Genomic DNA, 22,250 nt, shown 5'->3' with positions numbered 1-22,250 from the left:
GAAAAAGGGAATCTCTCATGCAAAAAAGAACAGCAATGCTTTACCTTCCGGCACTCATGGCCTCACTATTTAGTGCGTCGGCCTTCGCCGAAGAAGATAAAAAGTGGGACTTTAACTTCAACGGTTACATCAATGCACACGCGGTTTATGCCAACTGCGACGAATCAGGCAACGTGGTTGCGGGCAATGCGCTGCTTTGTACCGGTGACAATGCTTCATCTGTCTCGAACGGCTACAGCCCGGCAAGTTTCCAGTTCTCGGCAGCAACCCAACGTGAAGGCTTTGATATCAAGGCAGTTTTTGCTTACGAACCAGGCACAACCGATAACACCGCGTTTAATGGTGGTGGTGACAATCGCGCCTACCGCGCCTTCTTCACCATTGGCAATGCTGACTTTGGCACCTTAAAAGTAGGCCGTGATTATGGCGTATTTGGTATTGATGTAGTGCTTGAAGATATGGCGTTAGGCGGTGTTGGTGCAACGGCATCGGTACGCAGCCCACTGAACACCACCTTAGGTGCGGCCGGTTATGGCTACATCTTCGCAGACCGTTTATCGCAAATCACCTACAGCCGTCAGCTCACTGAAAACTTGCAAGCCGATATCGGTATCTTCCAACCGCTTGACTCAGTGAGCTTCGGTGGCAATGGTTACGTTGGTGATTCAGGTTCAGAGCGTCCAGGCGTACATGGTCGTATCCGTTACAACTTCGAGAAAGGGTATATCTCAAGCACCTTCTTCAACCAGCGCGTCGACACGCAAATTGGCGCCTATAACGCGACCGGTGTTGATATGACCGCAGCCTTGCAGCTTGATAACACCCGCTTAGCTTTTTCAGCCTTTAATACTGAAGGCCTAGGCTACTACGGCTTGTTGATTGACGCGGCCGACGTCAATGGCACGCCGCGTGACAGCTCGGGTTGGTTCACGCAAATCACCCACAAAATTGGCAACACCAAACTTGGCTTTAACTATGGTGTCTCAGAAGTCGATTTGGCCGGTGTCGATACGCTGGCACAAGTTGAGCAACAGACCAAAGCGAGCTTGGGGGTGTACCACACCTTGTGGAATATGTTCACCGTCTCAACCGAGTTCTCAAACATGGAAGCCGAAAGTCATCAAGGCGATACCATTAAGAATAACGCGATTAGCGTAGGTCTTGCGCTGAGTTTCTAACAACGCCAACAGCATTGCGAGGGGGGAGCCACTAGGCTCCTCTTTTTTTTTGATACAACCTGTCAAATGTTATATTTCAGTTAACCCCAAAGGGAGGCAAGATAATACGCGCAATCAACAACTTGTTTTCATTGAGGACCCTATATGAAAGTCTCCGCCTTTTTAACCACCCTTGCCCTAACGCTATTTCTGAGTAGCGCCCATGCGCAAGAAGCCCAACTCGAAATCATCGCCGAACGCCCAAGTCAAAGTAATAATACCGATCCTAATATTCAACAACTGCGGTTGCTCGTAACCTTTGCTACCAACGTGAACGACACTCAACAGAATAGTGATACATACACCTTTTTTGGTGCGCTCATCTCTGTTGAACTAGAGATTTACGACCCGCAGAACACGATGACCAACCGTTACGTCTACACGCCTGAGAGCGCTCTAAGTATAAATGGGATGTTGCTTAGCAAACCAAGCAACTTGCAAGAGCAAAGCATGGTCGTTGATATTTTAAATTTCATGGAAGACATTTCTCTCAGACTGTCCCGTATCGACCCTAACGATCCAACCATCGAAGCTCCCATTGGGTTCGATAACGGTTTTCCGAAAGTCAAAGAAGTGGTGAATCAAATCGGTAGCTACACTATCGACGTGTTCACGATGAATGGGCAACAAAGGGGCATTAACGTCATAGATTTTGACGCCCATACTGTACGCTATGTCGTGCTTGATGAAGATGGTGACGGCATTACCGATGATCTAGACCAATGCCCAGCCTCAATCACGACCAGCACCGTTGTGTTCGGTTGGCTTGATTCAGGTGTGACCAACGACGTTGATGCCAACGGCTGTACCATCAGTGATCGCTACATGGCGTGTCAGGAAATTGTGGCCGCAGCAGCGACGGATATTCCAAGCTTCCAAGGTCCAACCTACTGTGAAATGCAGGTGACCTACAGCCTGTACCGCGATGGTTTGGTCGATTACAGCGAAGTGCGCCAGTTGCGCAACAGTATGATTACCTTCTATAGCTCGAACCCAAGCGTTCGATAATCCAAAGTAAACACGGCGCGGAAAGCGCCGTGTTTTATTGTAGCTTCACTTCGCGACAAGATAGTCCGCAATCGCTTGATACGCCGGTAACGACGTTGGGTCAATCGCAGCATTACCTGCTTGTGGAAAGGACGCAAAACGCACAATCACCATTTCTGCCGTCGGGTCGATGTAAATGGTTTGTCCGTGAACACCACGTGCTGCATAGGCGCCATTGGCATTATGAAACACCCACCACATACTCTTATAGCTGCCGCCAGGTAAGGTGGTGTACCCCACCTTGGCGAAGGCCTTTTTATCACCGCCTGCGGCAATCGCTTGCGCAACTTCCCGCGGGAAGACATCTGTTTCACCCAACTGCCCTTGCGCCAGCATCAACTGCCCTACCCGACCTAAGTCATAGAGGTTGGCACTTAAGCCGCCGCCAGCAAACGGGGTACCCAACGCATCCACATTCATGTAGGCGTCGTAGGCTGCCCCCATAGGTTGCCAAATACGTTCGCTAAGCAGCTGATGCACCGGCTGACCACTGGCGCGTGCAATCAACCAGCCCAACACATCTGAGTTCACGGTACGATAGCCAAACGCCTCACCGTGTTCACCGTTTTTCTGCACCGTAGGTAGGTACTCAAAATAGCCATTCGGGCCAGTGTAACCCTCAGGTTTCGGTAGAGGACTTGCCGCACGCGAATAGGTCCAAATGTCCGCGTTAGGGTCGGCGTAATTTTCACTAAATTGAATTGCGGTGGTCATGTCCATTACCTGCCGCACGGTCGCATCACCAAAACCGCTCCCCTCAAGTTCCGGTATTACGCTGCTCACCAGTGCATTTTCATCGAGCGCGCCCTCTGCCACCAGAATTTGTGCCAGCAACCCGGTCATCGATTTGGTCATCGACATGGCCGCATGTTTACCATGTTTATCCAAGCAACCGGTGGTGTACTCATACACCACCTGCCCTTTGTGCATGATTAACAGGCCATCAGTATAATTCTTCGCAAGAAAATCCTGCCATGTGAGCGTCTCGCTGGCGCCCATCGGCGTATAGGTAATGCTTTCAATACCATCATCCAAAGCATACGTCAGCGCACTCGCCTGCATGGGATCACGGGCCACATTCGCAGTCGGCAACAGTTCGCGCATGTGGCAGACCGACCACCGCAGCTTCGGAAAACTAAAGAAATTGCTATCTGGCTGCATCACCCGCTTATCCACTGCTGGCGGAAAACCTTGCATCCATCCCATCACCTTAGGATCAGACTGCTCTGCGCTCAGCGGCGGGTTCGCGCTGGCACAACCCAGCGATAGGATAACCGAACCACTCAACGCCACTACCCCGACGTGTTTCAACATAAGGCACCTCTTGTTTAAGAAAGTGTTTAAGAAAGCTTGTACGACTATAGCCTATCGCACTGTCAAACGCCTCACTCGACAGCTCCCAGCTAGCTGCTTTTTTTGCATTACTTGCAATTCTTGAAGAAATCGCCGATAGTTGTGCTCCCCCATGCAAAATCCAAAAAATTAACTTTTATTTAAAGGAATTTGCCATGAGGAACTCTCTTTCATTGCTAGCAATGGTTGGCATCAGCGCCAGCTTGTCGCTGCCGGCTGCCGCGGATCAACTTGAACTTACGATCACAGGGACGATCACAGACACAAACGCCAGTGCAGAGACTTACGCTGCAGGCGCGCACAGTGCTCGTGCAACGATTGTTTATGATACCAGTGTCGAACCCGAGTTAGGTCGATACACTCACCTTCCTATCAACACCATTGAATATCAAAATACGATCCTTTCGATTACCTACGAATTTTTTGACGTTCATGGTGATGCTATCGATATCAGCGGAACGACAGCGTTTGATCCGACTTCAGCTTACCTCGTCGAGGAAAACCTGTACCGACTCGAATATCCAGAAACCGATGTCCATCAACAGCGCGCTTTTTTCCAAGCCTACTTTGTGCCAAACAACACAAGTGACTATGAAGAGCAGATGCGTATTTATTTTGGACAACTTACAGACGCAGATTTCATCGATACCAGTATTGCGCCACATCGTATCATCACCGATGAGCCAAACCGTTTCGTAACACTGTTCACAACGTTCTCCAGTAACGAGCAACACCAACTTTTGTTTAGAATTGCCAGTCCAACACTAACCTACAGCCTCAGTGATGATGATAATGATGGCGTTGCCAATGGCGCAGATCTCTGTACCGCCACTGCAGCAGACACCACGGTTGTCATTGATGGTATCGACTCTGGTGTGACCAATCACGTTGATACTGATGGCTGCGCGATCAGTGATCACTTCGCGGCATGTGAAGCTGAGCAACAAAGCGCACCTTTCCTTGCGTATCGCGGACCGACCATGTGTGAAACCGGCGTTATGTATGATGCATACCGTAACGGGCTGATTGACTACATGGAACTGCGCCAACTTCGCGCAACCCTCTACTAAGGCATTTTTGATGACTCAACATTGTCATTAACGACAAAGCTCTCGATGGTTATTCCCCCATGCATACCCATCATTTTTACCACTGAAAAAAAGGATGATTATCATGAAGACATCATTAGCTACGGTTGTGATGCTAGGTACTTTGGGGTTAACCGTGCCGACCGCTCACGCCGAACGTTTAACATTAAACATCGAAGGCGATGTTTATCAAAACGCTCCGACCGAAGAGAACGCATGGTTGTTCGATGCTGGCGTTAAAAGTGCACGCGTGGAAATTATTTATGAAAGCGAACTTACGCCCTTTATTTTTCGCCCCGATGAAGCACGCAAGTACACCGACGCTATCGAGTCAATTAAGTTTGAATTTTTCGATGAGCACGACAACCTTCTCACCTTGCCACTAAACACAACGTTTACGGACGCTACCGAAGACCGTGTGTTTACCAATCATGTTTCTGTCAATTCTTACAACAATAACAACTTAGAAAGTATCTATTTTATTACCACTTATTTTGCAACGCCTGAGCAAAGTTCATGGAATGAGCTAGGTCTTTATGTGGCAGACTTATTTTTAGATGAACAGTCCTTTAACGGTGACGATGCCCTTCCCATTCTGCCCAACATTGAGTCCAGCAACCTCTCGTTCCGGTTGATGATCTACCTCCCTGAGTTCCAAAAACGGAACGGCTACTCGCTACGCAATGTTTCATTTCAATATTCAGGGCCTGACGACGACAACGACGGCGTCATGAACTTTTATGATGAATGTGAAGCGTCGCTTACTGCGCCAACATTAACCATTGACGGTGTAGACTCAGGAATTGCCAATGGCGCGGATAAAGATGGTTGTACCATCGCCGACCATTTTGCTGCCTGTGAAGCGCAACAAACCGGTGGCTTCCCGCTCGCTTATAGCGGCCCGACCATGTGTGAACGCGGCGTGCTCTACGACGCCTATCGCAACGAACTCATTACCTACCCTGAATTACGTCAGTTGCGTCAACTTCTCTAGTCACAGCATTCGCAACCTCGTCAAAGACCCAGAGCTCATCCAGCTTTGGGTCTTTCTTTTAAAACACTCTGGAGGTTTTTCTGCTGACCTGCGTATAGTAGGGGCATGAATCAACGTTCTGTTTTGCCACAGACGCGCCGGGTGGCGAGTCACAAATTCATTGAGAAGTTGCTTGCCGAGCATAGCTTTGCACTGCGTCGCTTTATTCGTATTCGGTTGAACTCGGAACACGATTGTGAAGACGTCCTGCAAGAGGTGTATGTGCGCCTCAGTCAAATTGATGATTTACCGGCAAAATTAGCAGGACGTTTAGACACCACACGGAATTACCTTTTGCAAATTGCCAGCAATCTCTTAATTGACCGCGCCCGCCGGGCACAGGTGCGCAAACAGTCGCAACACGTTTCGAGTGCCGACGACGACCTGCCGCTGCACTGTGAAGTGTATGCCCCAGAGCGCCAGCTTGCCAACAAGCGCAAACTGCAACGTATTGATTATGCGTTACAAAAGTTGCGCCCGGAACAGCGCAAAGCGTTTTTACTCCACCGCGTTGAGGGCTTGAGCTATCGCGAGATAAGTGATCAATTAGGGCTTTCGGTGAGCACCATCGAGAAACATATTGCCGCAACGCTGTTGGCCGCACGAAAGGCGATTGCCAAGGAGGAGCAACATGACTAAGCCAACAGCTTCGCATCATGCCGCAGCAACTTACTGGGTCACCCGCTTGTATTCCGGCGAAATGACCGCACAAGAAGAGCGTGAGCTGCAACGCTGGCGTGCCCACCCAGCGCATGAAATTGCCTTGCAAGAAGCGTTTGCCGTATGGGATCTCAGCGCCGACCTTTACGGCAACGATGAAGCGCTTGCGCATCAGCAAGCTGTCGAGCAACGCGCCAAGTCTGGCGTCTGGTCCGCAATTGCCTTGGCTGCCAGCCTGGCGTGTTTGAGCCTTATCCTCATGCTGAGCGAACAGTTTTGGCAAGATGATGCAGCACTCACTCTCGCCGAAGCCGAGCAAAAAGCAGCAGCAACGCTGCAGCAAATAAGCTCAAGCGTCCAGCTACCTGAGCTCGAGGATGGTTTCCGCATGACCTCTCAAGCGGCAATGATTGCACTTGAAGAGCCCCGCTATTTTTCCACCACGGTCGGTGAAGTCAGCCATATTCAGCTTGATGATGGTACCGTCGTTAGCTTAAACACTGCCAGTGCCATCAAAGTTACCATGTATGCCCACGAGCGGCAGGTCGAGCTAGTGCACGGCGAAGCCTACTTTGATGTCGCTAAAGATAGCAACCGTCCTTTTGTGGTTGCCACCGACGAGCAACAAATCACCGTACTTGGCACCGCGTTTAATGTGCGCCATCGGAATGACGAAAGCACCCTGAAAGTTTCTGTTGTAGAAGGTCGTGTTGCGGTGAAGCGACGTGTCGCATCTACCACTGAAATGACTGAACCCTCACAGGAAGAGGAGCAACTGCTTCTCGCTGGCGATATTGGCTCGTTCAATGACCGCAGCAAGGTCATTCAACAACATCAGCACGCCGAAGCTGAAGTAAACAATGCGTGGCGGCGCGGTGTGGTGCGCTTTGATGATGATGAGCTTGGGACGGTGATCCGCGAACTGAATCGCTATCGCGTGAAGAAAATTGCCGTGACCAACGACACCGTCCGACAGCTGCGTATTAGTGGTGTGTTCCATTTGCAAAACGGTGATGGCATTCTCGACGCCCTCGCCGCAACCCTTCCCATTACCATCTCGCAAGACGCAGGGCAGATTTATATTGCAGCCAAGTGAAAAATTCTTGGAGGTTTTATGAACGTTCTGCGTAAACAGTCTTGGCTCACATAAGTGACAGCATTTAAAAAACAACAATAATCAGAACCACAGGAATCCATGATGAAGCATCCCAGACTCAGTTATGTCGCCTGTTGCACGCTGCTAGCTATCGGTACCAGCACCGTAGCGGTAACACCTAGCCATGCCTATGCCGCACCACAGGCTGCCGAGGCAACAGCAGCGACGTTTGAAATTAACCTGCCAGCTCAGGCCACCAGCTCGGCCCTTTTGCAGTTAGCAGAGCAAACCAACAGCCAAATCATTTTCGCCCCTGACTTAGCACGTAATAAGTCCTCCGACGCCCTACAAGGCAACTTCAGTGTTGCGCAAGCGCTTACCCAATTGCTTGACGGAACGGGCTTAAGTTTCGAGCAGCAAGACCAACGTACGTTTGTGATCACCAGCGCCAGCAGCTCGCGTATGCAAGACAATTTTCGCGCCCAACTCGGCAATGCTGAAGGTGAAAAAGGTAGCAACGTCGAGCGCATTCAAGTGGTCGGCTCCAACATTCGTGGCGCACGCGCGGCGGGTAATCTACCGGTCACGATTTTAGATTCCGAAGCAATTGAAAATACTGGCGCCGCAACTGGCGACGAGCTACTGCGCTCCATTCCACAAGTGGGTGACATCAGCTTTAACAACGAACGTGTCATTGGTGGTGTGAATGATGCTCGTGGCGACGTGGCCTCGATTAACTTACGCGGCATTGGCACGGGCAACACCTTGACGCTCCTCAATGGCCGTCGTTTAGTACTTCACCCTGGCACCCAAACGGAGAACTTCGTGCCGGTCACTACCGTAAACTCAAATACTTTACCGGTTGCTGGGTTACGCCGACTCGAAGTTCTTCGTGACGGGGCTGCCGCCATCTATGGTACCGACGCTGTAGCGGGCGTGATCAACTACGTGCTCAAAGATGACATTGAGAGCACTAACTTTCGGGTCAACTATGGCGCATCCGATGGCACCTCGTTCGACCAACTCACCGCAAGCGGTTCAACCGGGGTAAGTTTCAATGACGACAAGTCGCATCTAACGCTCTCGCTGGCCTACTATACGCGTGATGAACTGCCGGCCAGTGAACGCGATTATTCCGCAAGTGAAGATCGCCGTTTCCACCCTGACGTTCCCGCTGAATTTCAAGGTGATACTCAGCTTGATAATCGTAGCTTAACCAGCCCTTGGGGGATTTTTGATACCAGCAGCTATGGTCGTATTCATTTGCGTCCTGATAGTATGGGAGCCTGTGAAGTCCACGATTTTGGCGACGGCGTGTGTGCCGATAGCGGCTCACTACCGCGCGACATGCGCTACGATAGAGCCGTCGTCGATGAGAGCATGACCTCTGCTGTCGACCGCGTGAACCTGTACTCACACTTCACCCATAGCTTTAGTGATGATCTAGAGTTCTTTGCTGAAGCCCTTTATTACGAGGCCACGTCGAAACGTCGTCGCGAGCAGAACCATAACCTCTCAGCACAGCGTTTTACCATTAGTGCGGATGCTGCTTACAACCCATTTGGGGAAGACATCAAGTTACGCAACTTGCGTCCGGTCGATTTTGGTGGACGTCGCATTGAAGTCGAAGACACCAGCTATCGCTTGCTCGCTGGTCTGCGTGGTTATCTCGACATGTGGGACTGGGAAAGCGCGGTCTTGTATTCACGCGCCGATACCCTCGATACTGCCTACAACCGCATTCGTACCAGCGCCTTACAAGCAGCCATTAATAACAGTGATCCAAGCCAAGCATACAACCCATTTATTGGCGGTAATCCTGAGCACGTCAACTACGGTCCAGGCGCGCGCAACCCTGAGGCCATTTTGGCCGGTATCCGCACTGATGTGACGCGCGAGAGCAAAAGCGAGCTCGCACTGTGGGATTTCAAAATCTCCAACCCTGCCATCACCACTTGGTATGCCGGTGATATCGGTTTGGCCGCAGGTGTCGAGTATCGCTACGAGGGCTATGCCGATGACCGCGATGCCCTGTTAGACGGTTCACAACCGTTTTATGACCAAGTGACAGGCCGTTTATTATCCGACTCGGATGTGCTTGGCAGCAGCTCAACCCCCGACGCCAGTGGCAGCCGCAATGTACTTTCGGCCTATGCCGAGTTATTGGTGCCACTGCATGACACCGTCGACATGCAAGTCGCCGTGCGTCACGAGCGCTTCAATGATGTCGGCAACGTGACCAAGCCGAAACTGGCACTCAGCTGGGCACCGACCGATTGGGTGCAGTTACGTGCCGCCTACGCAGAAGGTTTCCGCGCCCCGAACTTACCGCAAGTGGTTGAACAGGGTATTAGTCGTTCCAATACCCGTACCGACCCTATCCTCGATCAAAGTTACGGTATTGAAGAACGTCGGGGCGGTAACGTGAACTTGCAGCCGGAAGATTCAGAAACCTTAAGCTACGGTTTTGCCCTCGCACCTATCGATGGCTTACTGATCACCGTCGACTGGTGGGACATCGAGCAAGATGGCGTGGTGGGCATTCTCAACAGCCAAACCCACCTTCTTTATGATTCACTGTTACGTTCACAAGGTTCGCAAAACGATGCAGTGATTCGTGACGATGATCTTGAAGTGATTTACGTTGAGAACCAATACAACAACCTCGATATCCGCACCATCAAAGGTATCGATACCAGTATTAACTACCGCTACGACACCGACGACTTTGGGCGCTTTAGCTTCACCCTGAATGCCGCGCATTTAAAAGAGTTCGTGCAAGAGCCTGACCCGATCAGTGCTTTGGTCCTCGCTGCGCAAGCCGAAGGGAACCCAGCAGTACCTATCGACTTACCCGTGTATGGCGCCGGTGATTTACTCCGTATGAGTGGTAACCCAGAGTGGCGTGGCTTTGCCGGCATCGATTGGGACTACGACAATTGGGGCGCTGGCGTACGTTATAATTATGTAAGTGACTTCCTTGAGACGAGTGTTGGTACCTCAGAAGGTGTTAACATGGTGATCCCAAGCTGGAGTACGGTCGATCTTTATGCCGATTATCGCTTCCGTGATGGTGCGCTTGATGGTACCCGCCTCCGCTTTGGTGTTCGTAACATTGGTGATAAAGAGCCACCGATTGCCGATGAGAGCTTTGGATATTTCTCTAGCGTCCACTCAAACCGTGGTCGCTACATTTATGGAACTTGGTCATGGACATTCTAACCACAACACCTAAACGTCTGTTGTTGTGTGCCGCCGCCCTAGCTTTTGCTGGGGTGGCCTTACCACAACAGGCCAGCGCAGCGAACAGTGCCACGGATGAAAGCTGTCGCTTCGAGCAACTAAGCATTACCACCGACTTTGATATGGGTCGCTTAGATGGCTGCGAAAAAACCGGCGAACATGCCTATCGCATTCACCTAAAACCAGAAAACGAACCCATTAACCCAAGTCCGTGGTATGCGTTTCGCGTTGAGCCAACTGCCGATCTTAAGCCTAACCAAGAAGTTTGGTTTACCTTAGTTAGTCACAATGGTCCGGCCCGTTATCAGCCGAAAATCAGCTTTGACAAACACCGTTGGGCGCCGGTGAAATTTGCGACCAACGATAACCGCATGAGCTTCTCTGTAAACCTCAAGCCTGAGCGCCCGCTCTACATTGCTGGGCAAGAGATCATTGATGAAGAGGTTTATCGCAATTGGCTTACCTCGTTGCCGCAAAACGATAACCAAGAGGTATTTACTCTAGGGTTGAGTACCGAACAGCGTCCGTTGCGTGCTTATCAGCATTACGCTGGCGAAGGTAAACCTTGGTTTGTGATGATTGGTCGTCAGCATCCACCTGAAGTGACAGGGGCATTTGCCTTTATTCATTTCGGTACTACCGTCATGCTCGGCAAAAGTGACGAGCTGGTCGCCTTGCGTGAACAGTTCAACATTTTGATGGTGCCGTTAATGAACCCTGATGGCGTGGCCCGCGGCAACTGGCGTCATACCAGCACAGGCGTCGACTTGAACCGTGACTGGCGTAACCTTGCCGAACCCGAATCACAGCACTTGCATGCGTTCATGCAGGAGAAAGAAGCTGCGGGAGAAGAAGTGTTTTTCGCCCTCGATTTTCACTCCACTCACTACAACATTTACTACACTATGCCGGCAGACTATCAGCTTGCCGATGGCCGCGGCTTAGAGCATCCACAACTGGTAAAAAACTGGTTAGCTGAACTTAGCGAAGCTATTGCGTGGGAAGTAAAAGAGAAGCCAGGGCATAACCCTGAAAGTGGTGTGTTCAAGCAGTACATGGCCGACACCTATGCACGTCACAGCGTGACCTACGAAGTAGGTGACACCACGGACCGCCGTGAAATTCAAACCACCGCGGTAGAAGCTGCGCGCACCTTAGCGCAAACCCTTCTTGACGCCAAAAACAGTGCCCCGCAGTAATCTGCGGGCACTGCCCTTTAAAAACCTCAATAAAGCCCGCTGATGCGGGCTTTATTTTTTCACTGACATTGTCGTTGACGCGCTAGTATTCGACCCGAGCAGGAATCAACAGCTTTAGCGCGCCAGCGTCGATGCTGACCTTGACTTCGTCAGCGCGGTACGTTTCGCCATCAACCACATAGCCGAAGGTCGTGTTGTCGGTGCGTCGCAACCGAACCGACTGTACGTGTTGATGGCCAACATTCAGATCCAAGCTTTCTTCAGTTAGGCCTGAGTACATCAGCTCAATCAAGCTAAACACATGTTGCTCGCCAGAAGCCTGCGGTTTTATCCATGTCATATCGAGCTTGCCATCGTCCATCATTGGATTGCCTCGGCCTTGCGCCAGCAGGGTGGTCAGCGGTGCTGCATTCGCGACAATCAAGCTATTCGTTTGCCACTGCTCAAAAGAACCATCATCGATAGCAACCTCGAGTTCCAGTCGCTCATTGTCACTACAGGCCTGCCAAAGACCGCGTAAGTAGGCCAATTGACCGAGCCTATTTTTCGCTGCACGGTCAGCTCGCTCAATCATCTGTTGTTGAAAGCCAACGGCCATACATTGCAGCATCGCAGTACCATTCACCACGCCAACATCTACCTCGTGTTGCACCCCTTCAATAATGGTCTCGCAGGCAAGTTGAATAGGGTTCACCTTCGCACTCATGCCCCACAACGTTTGGCTGATTGCATTGGCGGTGCCTAAAGGGATCAAGGCCATAGTGGCCTCGGTTCCACGTAAAACTCCGGCCACCTCAGCCAAGGTGCCGTCACCACCAATGGCGACCACCAGTTCGGCGCCCTCATCTAAGGCTTTCTGGGCGAGTGTTGTGGCGCTCACCTCTGGGCTAGTTTCGTGTACACATAGTTCAAAATAAGGCGCAAGGTAATCTCGTATCGCGGGTTCTTCGTCACGCCATTTGCCGCCACCGGCCACTGGGTTAGCAATCAGCCAGATGGTTTTCGCCAACAGCATTGGATGCTGTTGGGCGAACTGTTCAAGTTGTCGACGTTGCAAGCTATTCAAGCGTGCCACATTGCGCGCGTTTTGGATCAGTGCCATCACCTCGTCTACCGAGCGTTTTGGGGTGCGTAACAATAGGTAAGCGGCCACCATAAACACCGAACGTCCACGCCCCAAAGCACAGTGCACCAGCACCTTACGCCCATCACGACGCTGATGCTGTAGCCATTGCATGGCTTCATGAATTTGCCGATCAGAGGGAGCCTTGTGATCCAGCACAGGAATGTTGAGATAAGCGATGTCGGCATCTGTAGACGACCAGTCTAAGGCATCAAACTCGGCGGTCACATCTAAAATCGCGCTAATGCCTTGTTCGCGCAAGGCTTCGATATCACTGGCAAAAAGGCGTCTTCCGACATACAGCCCGTCGGCGACTTGATGCCACGCGGGTAGATTGTCACGTTGCCGTGCCAACCAGTTGTAAAAACTCACGCCCAGTAAAAAAGGCACCAGTAGCCAACGAATGTACCATGGTATCGAGCCGCCCTGACGCTTTCGAAATAAGCCGGCCATATCTAACCAGTACGCTGCGGAGACCATAGTTAAGGCTGCAAAAGTCCACAACAGCGGTGCCTTCACCCACCAAGACGGTGCCAAAATAGCTGCAAACAAGGTCAGTAAAGCCCCAACAAGGTAGTACAGCGGAATGTGGCGTGCATGCATAGCAACGTCCTTATTTACATTAGTTATACAAAATCAAATAAAACAGATTAAAAACAACAACAAAGACAACCAAACGGAATATTAACAAAATACCAACCCAAAACTAAAATGCAGACTTATTTCACAATCGAGGAAAAGCAATGCATAGCTTTAAAACCATTTTGACCGCAATGACCTTGGTCGGTGTCTCTAGTTTTACCCCCGCTCAGGCACAAGCCGTTGATTATGACACTATCGTGTTAGAGGGCGACCTTAGCCTCCTCAGTGTTACGAGCAACGTTAGACCTGACCCAGCACGCTTTGAAGTTAAAATCGACTATTACCCACAACGTATTGTTGGTGTCTTTGCTAATGCACCGATTGCATACCAGAACACTATTGAATCTATTTACGCCAATTTTAGTACGGTCGTTTATGGCGGTGGTGTTAGTTTAAGCACCAATATCATCGCTCCAGAGCTCCGTGAACAATCTACCTCAACCTTCGTCACGGCTCCTAATCACCAGGTAACCTGGTTTATGCCTGAGCAAACTGAACAGGACCCTTTTGGTAGTGTTACCATTGACTACAGCGCGGACCAAACATCTCTTTTTGAAGAACGGAACGGCATTTTCACCTTTACCGACGGTGCCATTGTCGCTGATATGGTTCTTAACTATCACCACCAACACATCTACGCTGAAGGTGTAACCGACACTGTTACTGTAACGCGCATTGACGAAGACTTCGACGGTGTTCGTTTAGGTGACGAGTGTGAAGCGTCAATCGTTGGCGGCACCGTTAGCATCAACGGTATCGAAACAGGCGTTGCGAACGGTATGGCCAGCAACGGTTGTTCTATTATGGATCAGTACGCAGCGTGTCACGCAGAGCAAGGCGAAGGCGGTATGATGTTCGGTAGCTACCGTGGTCCAAGCTATTGCGAACAGCAAGTCGCTTATGCTGCTTACCGTGAAGGTCTAATCGACTACACTGAAGTACGCATGTTGCGTTTAGCCTTGATGCGCTAGTCGCTCAAATTCTTTTCAAGGCCCAAAAACCCATTGGGCCTTTTATTTTAGACTTTTCTAAAAAATAAAGATTGACTCTCACTAGAATGAGCGTAGAGTGAGCGGCGTTGGATAAGAATTAGTTAGTTAAACCTCCTCTTCGTCACATTACTTGCAGTTAATCTTCGTCCTGTAGTTTTAAGTTCCCTTTTTACCCGCATGATCCGCTGCTGAACACTTCAACAGCAACTTTTTATATAAATTTCAGGATATTATTATGTCTAATACAGTAAACGGCGTTGTTAAATGGTTTAACGAAGCAAAAGGTTTTGGTTTCATCGAGCAGCCAAATGGCGGCGCTGATGTTTTTGCACACTTTAGTGCTATTGCCAGCGAAGGCTTTAAAACCCTTGCCGAAGGTCAACGCGTCTCTTTCTCTGTTACTCAAGGCCCTAAAGGCCCACAAGCAGAGAACATCGTCGCTATCTAAGCCACGACGTTAACGCACGAACTTCAAAGCCCGCATTGTTATGCGGGCTTTTTTAATGGCTAGGCCCCCGTATTTCGTGCGTCAACTATTGTATGATGAGACCACTTTCATTTAATGCGCATGCGGAGCAGATGATGATCTCTATTTATACTATTCACCAGAACACTATCGAACGGTCGACATTCCAGCCAGGGCAAACATTGCCAGAGAATGTTTTATGGATCGACGTCAAGTCAGCCACCGCAGAAGAAAAACAGTGGCTCGAAAGCATCAGTAATGCAGACCTGCCGAGCGAGATCACCATCAACGAAATTGAAATTTCATCGCGCCAATACAGAAATGCCGACGGTTTACATATCAGTTCGCTGTTCCCGCAACGTTTTATCAGCACTAAAACCATTAAAAACATTAATATTTCGCTCAACTTGCGTGATAATTACCTCATTACTACCCGTGAGGATAGTCTTAGTATCTTGCGCCTGGTAAAGCATTACTTACGTCAACGCAAAATGAAACACATGAGCCCGCAAGGCTTAATGCTTGAATTGTTTTATCTCAAAGTCGAGTTTCTTTCAGACCTTATCGAAGATATTTACACTGAATTGGAAACGCTCGGCGCATCCATCTACGAAGCGGATGAATTAGATGATGTTTTTCGTGACATCACCCGTCTTGAAGATGCCACTGGCAAAATACGCTTGAGCTTGCTCGACAGCCAACGTTCACTACGTTTTATCCAACGCCAAGCCCAGCAGCAACTGGATATGAACGACCAACAACGGTTAAACGAAATGCTGCGAGACATCGACTCACTGATGCCGCACAGCCAATTCATCTTCGATAAAATCAACTTCTTAATGGACGCCGCGATTGGCTTCTCTGGCTTGCAGCAAAACAAAATCATCAAGATTTTCTCTGTTGCTGCGGTGATTTTCTTACCGCCAACGGTCATCGCCAGCATTTACGGCATGAACTTTAAGATCATTCCAGAACTCGAATGGGCCTTTGGCTACCCCATGGCATTGGTACTCATGGTACTAAGCGCTTGGGGCACCTACTCCTTCTTTAAATGGCGCAAATGGCTTTAAGCGTTCACGACTAGCCTAGGTCACGCAACTGTTCGAGGCAGCTGTGGGCGGCGCGGCAACTGTCATGGAACTGTTCTTGCAATTGCTCAAGGCGTTGTCTGTCCCTTGCCAACTGGGCAATCGTGTCGGCAATCTGTTCACGGGTTGCGCTAAAAGTTTCGACCCGCTGCTCCTGCGCCTGCGCCAGCTCGGCGATGTGCAACGCTTGCTCGGCGAGTGTTTGGCTTGGCTCGCGATAACGCGCCACGGTGTCATGCAAAGCGGTTAATTCATCCAAGGTTTGCAGTGCTTGGCCTTGGAAAAAGCGTGTCGCGGCGCTATCACGCCATTGCGCCTGCAGCACCGCGGTATCATCCTGCAATTGCGTTGCGACTTGCGTGGAGCGTTGCAATTGCTCAATCATATCTGTCACTGCTTGTTGTAAATCAGCAATCATAACCTGCCCTAACCAAACAAACGACGATCAAAGGCCTGCAACAACTCAGCCTTTTCGTCCAACTGGCGGTGTACCTGCAACAGTTGCCCATCAGTTTCACCTAAACTACGCTGCAACGCGCTGAGTAAAGCCTGTTGCTCAGCAAAGAGGTTTTCACCCCATTGCTTCGCCTGCTCCATTGCCGCCACATCCTCGCGGAGCTGCCCCACCACTGTCGTTAACTGTTGGAGATGCATCTGAACTGCAGTCAGTTGCTCAGCGTGTTGCTGTAACTGCGCCTCGCCTTGCTGCAATACACCAGCGGCGTGCTGCAGTTGCTGCAGCGCCTGTGCACAGCAGTCCAAATTGTGCTGACAAATCGCCAGCTGCTGCTGTAAGCGCTCCACTTGCCGCGCTAAATAATCCACCTTATTTTGGCGCTCCACTACCGTTGCACGCGCACTCGCGACCCGCATACTCAAGGCTGCCACTTCTGCACTATGATTACTGCAATCAGGATAAACAGTGCTGTAGCTACCATCTGCGTTGCGATAGGTTTGCGGCGGTCGGGCATGACAAGCGCGCAAGCGCGACTCCGCATTGCTAAGACTCATTTCCTCTGCCGTCAACGCCCGTTGTGCTGTAGCAAGGTGACTTTCGGCGATACGCAAATCATCTTGCTTCATACGCAGCTCAGCTCGGTACTGGGCAGTATTATGTTGCCAATGCTCTTGCGCGGCACGAACGCCATCACGTTGCGTTCGGTGATGTTCTTGCAGTTGCAATTGCTGCTGACAGGCCTGCTCGTAGTGCTGCTCCACGCGGTGATGTTGAGCAAGGCTTTCATCAAGCTGCGAGGCCAGTACCTGCGTCTGTTCTAACCAGCTATTCACTTGTACCTGCAGCGCATAAAGTTGGCGCTCACTCGCGCCATGCGCCGCATGCACTTGGCTAAGGAGTTCTTGCAACACCGCACTCTGCTGCACACTGGCGTCTTTCAAACGGGTAAATTGGCGAATCAATTCACTAGGATACATCGGAACGCTCAACCTCATTCAGCCACTGCTTTAAGAGCGCTTGATAGTTTTCTTCGTAGGCCTCAAGACGGGCCATAATTTGTCGGTGCATTTCATCCATTTCTTCGGCACCGCGCCCCTGATAATGCTCACTTAACATATTCCAACGCTGGCCAAGCGCTTCGAGTTGCGTACTGAAGCGCTGCAACTGCCGCTTTAAGGTTGGCTCCACGTGCGCCAAGGCGGCGCTCTGCTCAGGTTTCATGTAAAAACCTCCGCAGCGTGGTCAAACGATAAGCGCTGGCATCACGCATATCGACCAATAATTGCTGGTCGAGGGTGCCATGCAGCTCATGCAACTCGTCTAAGGACTTCTGCAACGGCGTCAGCGCTGCGCCACCTAGCAGCGCTTCGGCTTCCGCTACGGTATCACGCAAGCCCTGATGCACGTTCTGCAAGGTGTCCTGCATCGCTTCAAGCTCACTGAGATAATGCTTTAAACCGTCTTCAACCTGATCCAGTGCCACCTGTTAACGCTCCCATCGTGTTAGTGCATCACGCAAGCTTGCGCAGGTCGCCTGTAGGTCTGCTAAATCATGGAACGCATAAGGTTTAAACTGCTCCTGACGGTTCTGCATCTCTTCCACGTACAGCGCGTAAATTGGCTTCGGCCCAGCGGCTTGGAGTTTTGCCGCCTGACGTCCATTCAGTAACTTAAAAGAATCGTCATCGGTCATCTGCAAGGCAACTTTATGGCGGAAATGATTCAGCGCCGACTTCTCCAACACGCCCAACAAACCACGTAAGGTATCTGCCGCCACCAGCAGGTGAAGCCCCAGTTCAGCGCCTTTTTGCAACAAGAGTTGTAACTGTTGTCCGGCCGCGCTTGGCTGCTGGTCGCCAAAGCGTCCTTCTTGCATCTGCAAGGCTTCGCAACGCTGAATGTCGTTGAGCACCACATAGATAAGTGGCTGCTCCGCGCGTTCCGCGGCGCTCAAACCACGGCGACGCTCAAGCTCGGTCACCAGCTCCGTCAGGGTCGACGCGAGCTGCTCGTCACTTAGCTCGTGCAACGGCAAACCAACGCCTTGCGCAGCAGCGTGTACCACACCATGCCAAGGTGAGCCTTCAATGGCACCATCAAAGTGGAACACTTGAACCTGTGCAGCAGCATGGGCGACGGCCAGTTGGGCCGTCATCAGCGCGAGCATCCCCACGCGAGCCTCGGCATTATCACCAATAAAGAGGACATTTTCGGCGGTACGGCAACGCATAATAAGAGCTTGTTGACCGTAAATGGTCGGCTTTTTACCCAACCAAAAAGCCCGTGGACGCTCCACCGGATACCACTCCGTCGCACCTAATCCACCTAAGTGCTCAGGCAACTGCGCAAAGGCTTGCCAAGCCGCCGCATCAGGCCGCTGGTTATGACTCTTCAGCGCATGCAATAATTGCGGGTTCTCCAACAGCTTCGGCTGCTCAGAGCCATTCAAAATAACCGGTGCTTCCAGTGTTGTCTCAGGATAAGTTTGCTGCCATTTTTGCTGCAACTGCGCCAGCAAGGTTTTGCGCGTCTCGTCCTGCATACGGAAGATACGCCCAGACAAGTTGCTGGAATCATCACCTAAGGAGTCATTAATCACCGCTTGGCCGACTTCCTTACACGCGCGTAGCAAGGTTTTGCCGCCGCTTTGGAATTCATTCAACGCGGTAATATCTGCCGCCGTCATCTTCATCCCGACCCGCAAATGCATGTTACCGAAAATGGCCTGCTGCTTTTGCATGCCCGCCACATTAAAGCGCTGCGAACCGACAAATAAATGAATACCTGCACTGCGCGACTGCGAAACCAGCTTCAGCATCAGTTCAGAGCCTTCGCCGTCACGGTCATCCTCAAAGAAGGTTTGGTACTCATCCACGACAGCAATGAGGCGCGCCATTTTCCCGCCTGGCTCACCCGCTTTGCGATACTCGGCAAACGACGCCACGCCATGCTCAGTGAACAACGTATTGCGACGCTCCATGGTATCGACCAACTCTTGCAACACGCTGCGCGCTAACTGCGGCGACGTATAAAGTGAAACCACGCGCGCATGCGGCAATTGGCGGTAGGCATCAAACTCGACGCCTTGTTTACCGTCCACCAAATAAAACTGGAGGTCTTGCGGGCTATACCGACAGGCTAAACCAAGAATAAAGGTATGGTAGAGATTCGACTTACCCGCACCTGTGGTGGCGCCCAACATGCCGTGTGCACAGACGCTATCTTGGCCTTCACCAAACCAAATTTGCAGATCATTTTTCTTCGCACCTGAGCCGCCCACAGGGGTGCTCACTTTGCGGGTTGGATCATCTTGCCACCATTGCGACAAGTCGTTACTAAATTGCGTGCCTTGGTCAAAGCTCAAATCAGACGCTTGTTTTTCAACCGCCTTGGCACCGTCAAAGATCGCCTGCATCACCGGCGGCGTTACCGGCACGTAGCCACGCCCTGGTGCGGTTGCATCTAACACATCACTGCCAATGCGCACGGCATTTTTAAAGTTCTTAAGTGATACGCCGCTTGGGTAGCTCGCGCCAGGTGCCAGCTGTAAAAACACGTACTTGCCACAACGCGGACCATTTTCAGCAATCCGTGCCAAGGCTTCAATATTGCGTCGCTCAAGCCCTTCAGGGAAGTTCGCCACCATAATGAACTCAAACCCTTCATCACGACGAATACTTTCGTCGAACTGCAACAGTGACTGCACCTGCATGGTGAACGAGCGATTGATCCGCTCGATATCGGCCATAATCTCTTCCAGCGTTTTTTGCAGATCCGCACTGACGTGACGCGTGCGAGGCAAAGAGGACTGGTAAATAAAATTCGCCCCCAAGCCTTGCTTATCAATAAAGGTAAACTTGGCGCTATGAGGCATCATCGCCGTTAATCGACAGACACGTTCATGCATCGCTCCTAACGCCGCGGCTGCTTGTGCCTGCGAGTCATCATGGCTACCAATCACATAACTTCGGTTCACACTCAACAGCTGCGATAAGCGCGGTACTTCACGCTGTTCGCCATCGTTAAACTGATACAGCTGCTCACGCCCACTAGTGATTGCGGTGGCAAGCAACTCTTGTCGAAAATCGTGACGCTGCCAATCAATACGGTTCAAATCCACACTGAAGACATCCGGCGCGGAAGGTGCTTGGCGCAAGGCTTGTTCTGCAGCCTGCGCTTGCTCGGTAAAATGTTGCTCAAGTTCATCTAAGGTTTGCGACACAGCGGCAACAGCGGGTGGCAAGTCTTGCGCAGCTTGTTGGGCAGACCGCTGCAGTTGTTTAATGGCACTGGCGGCCTTTTTTGCGTGCTCATCGCGCGCTTGCTTGGTCAGTTTCTGGTGTTCTTTTAATTCACTGAGTTGGTCACGATACTTGGTGGATACGCTCATAAAGGTGCTCTGCTCGCTTAGTAAAGGGCCAAAAGAAGTTCAATGAAGGTCACCAAGGTGACAAATCCAACCAGGTAACTCACCCCAAAAAACATGTTGCGAATACCTCGTCGACGCGCGGCGGCGCTCTCTTTACTTGCTAAAGGTGCTACTTTCTCAAGGTGGGCTTCGATGCGCAGCAAGTCTTGCCCATTGCTGTTGAGGGCAGCGCTGGCTTGCTTGGCAGCAGTAACGTCCTGCTGGTAGGCACTAAAACTGGCATGTTCTTGTTGCAGTCGTTGCTGGGCATCATGACTGAACTCAATCTGAGCCGCTTGCAACACCTGTTGCAACGCTTCAGCTGCTGCCACTTGCGAAGCAAATGAGGCTTCATAGTGGGTTAGCGCTTGGGCTGGCGTGTCGCTTTGTAATTGCTGGCAAATACCTTTGGCCTGCTGAGCGCTGAGTAAGGTTTGTCGTTGCTGCTTTACCAGCTGCGCATTTTGCTGCGCACTTTGTAAATCGTGAAAGGCACGACTTAGAGCTTGTACTTGTTCAATTGGAGTCATCTGGCCAGCCTCTTAGAAAAACGTAAACGCAACAAACAACACGACGCCCCAAAACATCGCAGATAAAATCGTCACTCCCAAGGCTCTACCAAAGTTCAACAGCAAGCCCAGTGCGACGGGCACAAGGAACAAGATGCCCCAGCTCAGCAGCACACTAAAACCGAATGGGTTCCGTTGCATGTCGCCGCCGCTCCACTCATTTAAGTAAGGCAGCGCATGCGGCACCAGATGTTCTAACCGAAACAACGTTTTAAAGCCCTCTTCCGCACCTTGGTTCAGCATTAGGACAAAACAAAGTGCCAGCAGTAGCGCAGTAATGGTCATGGTCATCACCATGGCTTGGGCCGAGGGCATTACTTTGCGGTGAAACTGAATGAGCCAGAGGCTAGCGAGCACTGCCAGAGCAATAATGACGTAGTGCGGAAAACGTACAAGCGCGGGTAACAACTGATACTGCACGATACCAATGAGTGCTGCAAAAACAACAACGTATCGTGTGGCGAAGCTGCGAGAAGGGTCGAGCGGCAACATCCACTATCCTTATTTATGATTGTTATAACGTAAAGGGGGGCTTTCTAGTGGACGGAATAATGACGAATTTACGATGT

20 protein-coding genes are annotated in these 22,250 nt (G+C 50.9%); 11 read left to right on the top strand and 9 right to left on the bottom strand.

The genetic code is table 11. The features are described 5' to 3' along the window. Positions 1 to 17: 17 nt before the first annotated feature. The gene (locus tag G535_RS0108480) at positions 18 to 1,178 is read left to right on the top strand and encodes a porin family protein (protein WP_026861675.1); all 1,161 of its coding nucleotides are present in this window, start codon (positions 18 to 20) and stop codon (positions 1,176 to 1,178) included. A gap of 144 nt (positions 1,179 to 1,322) precedes the next feature. Then, entirely contained in the window at positions 1,323 to 2,225 is a 903-nt protein-coding gene (locus G535_RS0108475) for a hypothetical protein (RefSeq protein ID WP_026861674.1), read from the top strand. 45 nt (positions 2,226 to 2,270) lie between these two features. On the opposite strand, the gene G535_RS0108470 is transcribed toward G535_RS0108475, so the two are convergent. Then, positions 2,271 to 3,578 carry a serine hydrolase domain-containing protein gene (locus G535_RS0108470; RefSeq protein WP_034727933.1) on the bottom strand — a complete coding sequence of 436 codons (1,308 nt, stop codon included), beginning with the start codon at positions 3,576 to 3,578 and terminating at the stop codon, positions 2,271 to 2,273. A 194-nt stretch (positions 3,579 to 3,772) separates the two neighbouring features. Between G535_RS0108470 and G535_RS0108465 the strand changes: the two genes are divergently transcribed. From G535_RS0108465 to G535_RS0108440, 6 genes are all read left to right on the top strand, one after another. Further along, positions 3,773 to 4,687: a hypothetical protein gene (locus G535_RS0108465; RefSeq protein ID WP_126775146.1), complete on the top strand. Its 915-nt coding sequence runs from the start codon at positions 3,773 to 3,775 to the stop codon at positions 4,685 to 4,687. A gap of 103 nt (positions 4,688 to 4,790) precedes the next feature. Next, the gene (locus G535_RS0108460; protein WP_026861671.1) at positions 4,791 to 5,699 is read left to right on the top strand and encodes a hypothetical protein; all 909 of its coding nucleotides are present in this window, start codon (positions 4,791 to 4,793) and stop codon (positions 5,697 to 5,699) included. 105 nt (positions 5,700 to 5,804) lie between these two features. Next, entirely contained in the window at positions 5,805 to 6,377 is a 573-nt protein-coding gene (locus G535_RS0108455; RefSeq protein ID WP_051207079.1) for an RNA polymerase sigma factor, read from the top strand. Then, the gene (locus G535_RS0108450) at positions 6,370 to 7,494 is read left to right on the top strand and encodes a FecR family protein (RefSeq protein ID WP_026861669.1); all 1,125 of its coding nucleotides are present in this window, start codon (positions 6,370 to 6,372) and stop codon (positions 7,492 to 7,494) included. The genes G535_RS0108455 and G535_RS0108450 overlap by 8 nt, the downstream gene beginning before the upstream one ends. Before the next feature lie 99 nt (positions 7,495 to 7,593). Then, positions 7,594 to 10,716 carry a TonB-dependent receptor gene (locus G535_RS0108445; RefSeq protein ID WP_026861668.1) on the top strand — a complete coding sequence of 1,041 codons (3,123 nt, stop codon included), beginning with the start codon at positions 7,594 to 7,596 and terminating at the stop codon, positions 10,714 to 10,716. Beyond that, positions 10,704 to 11,936, top strand: coding sequence for a M14 family metallopeptidase (locus G535_RS0108440; RefSeq protein WP_051207076.1), 1,233 nt, complete (start codon positions 10,704 to 10,706; stop codon positions 11,934 to 11,936). Before G535_RS0108445 ends, G535_RS0108440 begins: the two co-directional genes overlap by 13 nt. 82 nt (positions 11,937 to 12,018) lie before the next feature. Here the strand turns inward: G535_RS0108440 and G535_RS0108435 are convergent, their stop codons facing one another. Continuing rightward, positions 12,019 to 13,662: a diacylglycerol kinase family protein gene (locus G535_RS0108435; RefSeq protein WP_026861666.1), complete on the bottom strand. Its 1,644-nt coding sequence runs from the start codon at positions 13,660 to 13,662 to the stop codon at positions 12,019 to 12,021. A 140-nt stretch (positions 13,663 to 13,802) separates the two neighbouring features. On the opposite strand from G535_RS0108435, the gene G535_RS0108430 reads away from it, so the two are divergent. The 3 genes from G535_RS0108430 (at position 13,803) to corA (ending at position 16,229) form a co-directional block, all read left to right on the top strand. After that, positions 13,803 to 14,672 carry a hypothetical protein gene (locus tag G535_RS0108430; protein WP_026861665.1) on the top strand — a complete coding sequence of 290 codons (870 nt, stop codon included), beginning with the start codon at positions 13,803 to 13,805 and terminating at the stop codon, positions 14,670 to 14,672. Positions 14,673 to 14,928: 256 nt separating this feature from the next. Further along, on the top strand, positions 14,929 to 15,141 hold the full coding sequence (gene cspE / locus G535_RS0108425) for a transcription antiterminator/RNA stability regulator CspE (protein ID WP_026861664.1): 213 nt from the start codon (positions 14,929 to 14,931) through the stop codon (positions 15,139 to 15,141). Positions 15,142 to 15,275: 134 nt separating this feature from the next. Next, a complete protein-coding gene (corA, locus tag G535_RS0108420; protein WP_051207074.1) occupies positions 15,276 to 16,229 on the top strand; it encodes a magnesium/cobalt transporter CorA in 954 nt (317 codons plus the stop codon). A gap of 10 nt (positions 16,230 to 16,239) precedes the next feature. On the opposite strand, the gene G535_RS0108415 is transcribed toward corA, so the two are convergent. From G535_RS0108415 to G535_RS0108385, 7 genes are read right to left on the bottom strand one after another with little or no spacing between them, the layout of a single operon-like run. After that, complete coding sequence (locus G535_RS0108415) at positions 16,240 to 16,665, bottom strand: hypothetical protein (RefSeq protein WP_026861662.1); 426 nt, start codon at positions 16,663 to 16,665, stop codon at positions 16,240 to 16,242. Positions 16,666 to 16,673: 8 nt separating this feature from the next. Beyond that, the gene (locus tag G535_RS0108410; RefSeq protein WP_026861661.1) at positions 16,674 to 17,681 is read right to left on the bottom strand and encodes a coiled-coil domain-containing protein; all 1,008 of its coding nucleotides are present in this window, start codon (positions 17,679 to 17,681) and stop codon (positions 16,674 to 16,676) included. Continuing rightward, positions 17,671 to 17,925, bottom strand: coding sequence for a hypothetical protein (locus G535_RS0108405; RefSeq protein ID WP_026861660.1), 255 nt, complete (start codon positions 17,923 to 17,925; stop codon positions 17,671 to 17,673). The genes G535_RS0108410 and G535_RS0108405 overlap by 11 nt, the downstream gene beginning before the upstream one ends. Next, a complete protein-coding gene (locus tag G535_RS0108400; protein WP_026861659.1) occupies positions 17,915 to 18,187 on the bottom strand; it encodes a hypothetical protein in 273 nt (90 codons plus the stop codon). The genes G535_RS0108405 and G535_RS0108400 overlap by 11 nt, the downstream gene beginning before the upstream one ends. Before the next feature lie 3 nt (positions 18,188 to 18,190). Further along, entirely contained in the window at positions 18,191 to 21,094 is a 2,904-nt protein-coding gene (locus G535_RS0108395) for an FtsK/SpoIIIE domain-containing protein (RefSeq protein ID WP_026861658.1), read from the bottom strand. A 17-nt stretch (positions 21,095 to 21,111) separates the two neighbouring features. Then, positions 21,112 to 21,642: a hypothetical protein gene (locus tag G535_RS0108390; RefSeq protein ID WP_026861657.1), complete on the bottom strand. Its 531-nt coding sequence runs from the start codon at positions 21,640 to 21,642 to the stop codon at positions 21,112 to 21,114. Between the two features lie 12 nt (positions 21,643 to 21,654). Further along, complete coding sequence (locus G535_RS0108385; RefSeq protein WP_026861656.1) at positions 21,655 to 22,173, bottom strand: hypothetical protein; 519 nt, start codon at positions 22,171 to 22,173, stop codon at positions 21,655 to 21,657. Positions 22,174 to 22,250: the final 77 nt, after the last annotated feature.

The sequence above is a fragment of the Pseudidiomarina sediminum DSM 21906 genome (assembly GCF_000423165.1).
Lineage (GTDB): Bacteria > Pseudomonadota > Gammaproteobacteria > Enterobacterales > Alteromonadaceae > Pseudidiomarina > Pseudidiomarina sediminum.
The sequence above is the reverse complement of the archived record's forward strand: the minus strand, read 5'-3'. Positions and strand labels throughout refer to the sequence as shown.

Excerpts from the sequence above, each read along its gene's own strand:
- G535_RS0108415 (WP_026861662.1), bottom strand. The coding sequence starts at position 16,665 with ATGATTGCTGATTTACAACAAGCAGTGACAGATATGATTGAGCAATTG.
- G535_RS0108465 (WP_126775146.1), top strand. The coding sequence starts at position 3,773 with ATGAGGAACTCTCTTTCATTGCTAGCAATGGTTGGCATCAGCGCCAGC.
- G535_RS0108395 (WP_026861658.1), bottom strand. The coding sequence starts at position 21,094 with ATGAGCGTATCCACCAAGTATCGTGACCAACTCAGTGAATTAAAAGAA.
- G535_RS0108385 (WP_026861656.1), bottom strand. The coding sequence starts at position 22,173 with ATGTTGCCGCTCGACCCTTCTCGCAGCTTCGCCACACGATACGTTGTT.
- G535_RS0108475 (WP_026861674.1), top strand. The coding sequence starts at position 1,323 with ATGAAAGTCTCCGCCTTTTTAACCACCCTTGCCCTAACGCTATTTCTG.
- G535_RS0108410 (WP_026861661.1), bottom strand. The coding sequence starts at position 17,681 with ATGTATCCTAGTGAATTGATTCGCCAATTTACCCGTTTGAAAGACGCC.
- G535_RS0108450 (WP_026861669.1), top strand. The coding sequence starts at position 6,370 with ATGACTAAGCCAACAGCTTCGCATCATGCCGCAGCAACTTACTGGGTC.
- G535_RS0108445 (WP_026861668.1), top strand. The coding sequence starts at position 7,594 with ATGATGAAGCATCCCAGACTCAGTTATGTCGCCTGTTGCACGCTGCTA.
- corA (WP_051207074.1), top strand. The coding sequence starts at position 15,276 with ATGATCTCTATTTATACTATTCACCAGAACACTATCGAACGGTCGACA.
- G535_RS0108435 (WP_026861666.1), bottom strand. The coding sequence starts at position 13,662 with ATGCATGCACGCCACATTCCGCTGTACTACCTTGTTGGGGCTTTACTG.
- G535_RS0108480 (WP_026861675.1), top strand. The coding sequence starts at position 18 with ATGCAAAAAAGAACAGCAATGCTTTACCTTCCGGCACTCATGGCCTCA.
- G535_RS0108390 (WP_026861657.1), bottom strand. The coding sequence starts at position 21,642 with ATGACTCCAATTGAACAAGTACAAGCTCTAAGTCGTGCCTTTCACGAT.
- G535_RS0108460 (WP_026861671.1), top strand. The coding sequence starts at position 4,791 with ATGAAGACATCATTAGCTACGGTTGTGATGCTAGGTACTTTGGGGTTA.
- G535_RS0108430 (WP_026861665.1), top strand. The coding sequence starts at position 13,803 with ATGCATAGCTTTAAAACCATTTTGACCGCAATGACCTTGGTCGGTGTC.
- G535_RS0108455 (WP_051207079.1), top strand. The coding sequence starts at position 5,805 with ATGAATCAACGTTCTGTTTTGCCACAGACGCGCCGGGTGGCGAGTCAC.
- G535_RS0108470 (WP_034727933.1), bottom strand. The coding sequence starts at position 3,578 with ATGTTGAAACACGTCGGGGTAGTGGCGTTGAGTGGTTCGGTTATCCTA.
- G535_RS0108440 (WP_051207076.1), top strand. The coding sequence starts at position 10,704 with ATGGACATTCTAACCACAACACCTAAACGTCTGTTGTTGTGTGCCGCC.
- cspE (WP_026861664.1), top strand. The coding sequence starts at position 14,929 with ATGTCTAATACAGTAAACGGCGTTGTTAAATGGTTTAACGAAGCAAAA.
- G535_RS0108405 (WP_026861660.1), bottom strand. The coding sequence starts at position 17,925 with ATGAAACCTGAGCAGAGCGCCGCCTTGGCGCACGTGGAGCCAACCTTA.